This window comes from Acetobacter sp. AN02 (assembly GCF_029759835.1).
Taxonomy (GTDB): domain Bacteria; phylum Pseudomonadota; class Alphaproteobacteria; order Acetobacterales; family Acetobacteraceae; genus Acetobacter.
On record NZ_JAJJND010000120.1, the window covers coordinates 1 to 5,645 of the forward strand.

The 5,645-nt window shown below is 55.2% G+C and carries 3 tRNA genes and 3 rRNA genes; all 6 read right to left on the bottom strand.

The window, feature by feature from the left end:
• Positions 1–77, bottom strand: a tRNA-Met gene (locus LOC54_RS11045).
• A gap of 33 nt (positions 78–110) precedes the next feature.
• Positions 111–226, bottom strand: a 5S ribosomal RNA gene (gene rrf / locus LOC54_RS11050).
• Positions 227–333: 107 nt separating this feature from the next.
• A 23S ribosomal RNA gene (locus tag LOC54_RS11055) occupies positions 334–3,072 on the bottom strand.
• 348 nt (positions 3,073–3,420) lie between these two features.
• Positions 3,421–3,496, bottom strand: a tRNA-Ala gene (locus LOC54_RS11060).
• Positions 3,497–3,514: 18 nt separating this feature from the next.
• Positions 3,515–3,591 (bottom strand) — tRNA-Ile (locus tag LOC54_RS11065).
• Positions 3,592–3,786: 195 nt separating this feature from the next.
• A 16S ribosomal RNA gene (locus tag LOC54_RS11070) occupies positions 3,787–5,274 on the bottom strand.
• The 16S, 23S and 5S rRNA genes sit together here with 3 tRNA genes alongside, the layout of an rRNA operon.
• Between the last annotated feature and the right edge of the window lie 371 nt (positions 5,275–5,645).

A 5,645-nucleotide genomic window follows, 5' to 3' on the forward strand; every position in this document is an offset into this window, starting at 1 on the left:
TGGTTGCGGGGACAGGATTTGAACCTGTGACCTTCAGGTTATGAGCCTGACGAGCTACCGGGCTGCTCCACCCCGCGATATGTGTTGTGTTTGTATGGGTGGATCTGAAGACCTGGCGGCGACCTACTTTCCCGTGACTTAAGTCACAGTATCATTGGCGCTGGGGTTTTTCACGGCCGAGTTCGGGATGGGATCGGGTGGATCACTCCCCGCCATAGCCACCAGGTCATCAGACCCACCGTTTGAGGGTGGTGGTGTGTATGGGCTGGTGTTTTTAAAGTGTGACGTTCATGGATGATTTCTGTGCATGGGTTTCTCTCGATTGAGAGGGGATGGAGTGAGCCTGTCGGGTGATTAGGACCAGTCAGCTGCATGCATTACTGCACTTCCACATCTGGCCTATTAACGTGGTGGTCTTCCACGACCCTCAGGGAAACTTAGTTTTGAGGTGGGTTTCCCGCTTAGATGCTTTCAGCGGTTATCCCGTCCATACTTAGCTACCCGGCTGTGCCGCTGGCGCGACAACCGGTGCACCAGAGGTATGTTCATCCCGGTCCTCTCGTACTAGGGACAAATCCTCTCAGGTTTCCAACATCCACGGCAGATAGGGACCGAACTGTCTCACGACGTTCTAAACCCAGCTCACGTACCACTTTAATCGGCGAACAGCCGAACCCTTGGGACCTGCTCCAGCCCCAGGATGTGATGAGCCGACATCGAGGTGCCAAACCTCCCCGTCGATGTGGACTCTTGGGGGAGATCAGCCTGTTATCCCTAGAGTACCTTTTATCCGTTGAGCGATGGCCCTTCCATGCGGAACCACCGGATCACTATGGCCGACTTTCGTCTCTGATCGAGCTGTCACTCTCACAGTCAGGCGGGCTTATGCCATTGCACTCGACAGCCGGTTTCCGACCGGCCTGAGCCCACCATCGCGCGCCTCCGTTACACTTTGGGAGGCGACCGCCCCAGTCAAACTGCCCGCCATGCAGGGTCCCGGACCAGGCTTACTGGTCGCGGTTAGACATCAGAAAAATTCAGGGTGGTATTTCAAGGACGGCTCCACAGAAACTGGCGCCCCTGCTTCAAAGCCTCCCACCTATCCTACACAGAATGTCTCTGATGCCACTGCAAAGCTGCAGTAAAGGTTCATAGGGTCTTTCCGTCTGACCGCGGATACCCCGCATCTTCACGGGGAATTCAATTTCGCTGAGCCGATGCTGGAGACAGCGGGGAAGTCGTTACGCCATTCGTGCAGGTCGGAACTTACCCGACAAGGAATTTCGCTACCTTAGGACCGTTATAGTTACGGCCGCCGTTTACCGGGGCTTCAATTCAGTGCTCTCACACCTCCTCTTAACCTTCCGGCACCGGGCAGGCGTCAGACCCTATACGTCGTCTCTCGACTTCGCAGAGTCCTGTGTTTTTACTAAACAGTCGCTACCCCCTGGTCTGTGCCACCCGCACACGGTTGCCCACATGCGGGTCTCGCTTATCCCGAAGTTACGCGAGTAATTTGCCTAGTTCCTTCAGCATCGTTCTCTCAAGCGCCTTGGTATACTCTACCAGTCCACCTGTGTCGGTTTAGGGTACGGTCTATACGCCAGAGCTGTTTCCTGGAATGCTCAAAAAGCCGGTTCAATCCGATAAGGACCGACAACATCTTGCATTCGTCACTTCTGGCAGGCCCGGGAATATTTACCCGGTTCCCATCGACTACGGCTTTCGCCCTCGCCTTAGGGGCCGGCTCACCCTGCGTGGATTAACCTTGCGCAGGAACCCTTGGACTTTCGGCGACAGTGTTTCTCGCACTGTTTGTCGCTACTCATGTCAGCATTCGCACTTCCGATATCTCCAGAGAGGGTCACCCCGTCTCCTTCGCAGACTTACGGAACGCTCCGCTACCGCGCATACATAGTATGCACCCACAGCTTCGGCACGTGGCTTGAGCCCCGTTACATTTTCGGCGCAGGGTTTCTATTAGACCAGTGAGCTATTACGCTTTCTTTAAAGGATGGCTGCTTCTAAGCCAACCTCCTGGTTGTTTTGGAATCCCCACATCCTTTCCCACTTAGCCACGATTTAGGGGCCTTAGCTGGTGGTCTGGGCTGTTTCCCTCTCGACAATGGACCTTAGCACCCACTGTCTGTCTGCCAGGCTATACTTCCGGGTATTCGGAGTTTGGTTAGGTTTGGTAAGGCTTTGGGCCCCCCTAGCCCATCCAGTGCTCTACCCCCCGGGGTAAACACCTGACGATCTACCTCAATAGATTTCGCGGAGAACCAGCTATCTCCGAGTTTGATTGGCCTTTCACCCCTAACCACAGCTCATCCCCGACTTTTTCAACAGGCGTGGGTTCGGCCCTCCAGTGCGTGTTACCGCACCTTCAGCCTGGCCATGGCTAGATCACTCGGTTTCGGGTCTTCTGCCAGCAACTCGTCGCCCTGTTCAGACTCGCTTTCGCTGCGCCTACACCTAACGGCTTAAGCTCGCTGCAAACAGAAACTCGCTGACCCATTATACAAAAGGTACGCCGTCACCCCATAAGAGGCTCCGACTGCTTGTAGGCATCCGGTTTCAGGTCTATTTCACTCCCCTCGTCGGGGTGCTTTTCACCTTTCCCTCACGGTACTTGTTCACTATCGGTCACCAGGGAGTATTTAGGCTTGGAGGATGGTCCCCCCATGTTCAGACAGGGTTTCACGTGCCCCGCCCTACTCAAGGATCATCGCAGACATTACGCATACGGGGCTATCACCCTCTGTAGCCGGACTTTCCAGACCGTTCTGCTTGTTCTCCGATGACCACTGGCCTGTTCCGCGTTCGCTCGCCACTACTGACAGAATCTCAATTGATGTCTTTTCCTCCAGGTACTGAGATGTTTCAGTTCCCCGGGTTCGCCTCATACACCTATGTATTCAGTGCATGATCCTCTTGCGAGGGGGTTTCCCCATTCGGACATCCACGGATCAAAGCCTGCTCGCGGCTCCCCGTGGCTTTTCGCAGCGTGCTACGTCCTTCATCGCCTCCTGGTGCCAAGGCATCCACCGAATGCCCTTATCGCGCTCACTCGCCCCATGCACAGAAACCATCCATGACCGCTTGCGCAGATCATAAAATAATCTCCGGCATGACAGCTCATCCGAGCACGTCACACTTCTTCTCGCATCTGAACGCTTAATGCCGCTCTCCCTTTCGCCATCCGTAAAACACGGAACGACGGGTCAGACCAACCCTCGGAAAAACGGCACGCCCAGATACGCACCAACCTATTCACACTGACAAAGAACACAACACCAGGCAGTTCAGACGGAAATGCCGCATAGCAGTCATTTCCGATCCGCGCCCGATACGCTGACCACTTTTGTGATGAGACCAGATAACCACAACAGGCCGGACCCGCAGGTCAGCCACAATTCATGGTGGAGGCAGACGGGTTCGAACCGACGACCCCCTGCTTGCAAAGCAGGTGCTCTCCCAGCTGAGCTATGCCCCCGGACCCAGGACAGGGTCGTGGTGGGCCAGGGAGGACTTGAACCTCCGACCCCACGCTTATCAAGCGTGTGCTCTAACCAACTGAGCTACTAGCCCGAACCCTGACCGCCCGGCATAAACCAGGCGGTTCTCATCACAGAAAGGGATATGTTGACGGCGCCCCAGGCAATGGTCTCCCATCACCGGACATCGGAACTTCAGACGCCTCTGCTGATCCATAAGCAGAGGACTTTTGTTCAGGACCATCCCAAACAGACCGGTTGCCCGATCCATACTCAGGACAGTTCCTTGAAAGGAGGTGATCCAGCCGCAGGTTCCCCTACGGCTACCTTGTTACGACTTCACCCCAGTCGCTGACCCGACCGTGGTCGGCTGCGTCCTTGCGGTTCGCTCACCGGCTTAAGGTCAAACCAACTCCCATGGTGTGACGGGCGGTGTGTACAAGGCCCGGGAACGTATTCACCGCGGCATGCTGATCCGCGATTACTAGCGATTCCACCTTCATGCACCCGAGTTGCAGAGTGCAATCCGAACTGAGACGGCTTTTTGAGATCTGCTCGATGTCACCATCTGGCTTCCCACTGTCACCGCCATTGTAGCACGTGTGTAGCCCAGGACATAAGGGCCATGAGGACTTGACGTCATCCCCACCTTCCTCCGGCTTGTCACCGGCAGTCTCTTTAGAGTGCCCACCCCAACATGCTGGCAACTAAAGATAAGGGTTGCGCTCGTTGCGGGACTTAACCCAACATCTCACGACACGAGCTGACGACAGCCATGCAGCACCTGTGTGAAAGGTCCCTTGCGGGAAATGCCCGTCTCCGGACACAGCCTCTCCATACAAGCCCTGGTAAGGTTCTGCGCGTTGCTTCGAATTAAACCACATGCTCCACCGCTTGTGCGGGCCCCCGTCAATTCCTTTGAGTTTCAACCTTGCGGCCGTACTCCCCAGGCGGTGTGCTTATCGCGTTAGCTACGACACTGAGTAACTAAGTTACCCAACATCCAGCACACATCGTTTACAGCGTGGACTACCAGGGTATCTAATCCTGTTTGCTCCCCACGCTTTCGCGCCTCAGCGTCAGTAATGAGCCAGGTTGCCGCCTTCGCCACCGGTGTTCTTCCCAATATCTACGAATTTCACCTCTACACTGAGAATTCCACAACCCTCTCTCACACTCCAGTCCACACGTCTCAAATGCAGCTCCCAGGTTAAGCCCGGGGATTTCACATCTGACTGTATGGACCGCCTACGCGCCCTTTACGCCCAGTCATTCCGAGCAACGCTAGCCCCCTTCGTATTACCGCGGCTGCTGGCACGAAGTTAGCCGGGGCTTCTTCTGCGGGTACCGTCATCATCGTCCCCGCCGAAAGTGCTTTACAATCCGAAGACCTTCTTCACACACGCGGCATTGCTGGATCAGGGTTGCCCCCATTGTCCAATATTCCCCACTGCTGCCTCCCGTAGGAGTCTGGGCCGTGTCTCAGTCCCAGTGTGGCTGATCATCCTCTCAGACCAGCTATCGATCATCGCCTTGGTAGGCCTTTACCCCACCAACAAGCTAATCGAACGCAGGCTCCTCCACAGGCGACTTGCGCCTTTGACCCTCAGGTATCATGCGGTATTAGCTCCAGTTTCCCGAAGTTATCCCCCACCCGTGGACAGATCCCTACGCGTTACTCACCCGTCCGCCACTAAGGCCGAAGCCTTCGTGCGACTTGCATGTGTTAAGCATGCCGCCAGCGTTCGCTCTGAGCCAGGATCAAACTCTCAGGTTCATCCTCCGGCAAAAGCCGGAAAACAAACAAAGCCTGATCTGACTTCCATATCAATAAATTGACAGGTTTTCGAAACGTCTGAATTCAACGCATCAAGAGATACTCCAACAGACGATCCTGTCAGAACGACCTGGTCGCTCCGACTACCCTCCCTCAGGACAAAATCCCAGGAAGAAGAACGCCGTCAGCATATCCCTCTCTGTCTACATATTCTCTTGTCAAAGAACTCAATCAACCCGAACGGGCCGATCATTCTACCGATCCGGACCAGAAGTGCAACCCCCGGTGCGTCTCGGTGAGCGGCTTATAAGCCCCACCCGCAAACACCGTCAACACAGAAATTCAAAAAAAAATCAGAAAGACAGGAAAAC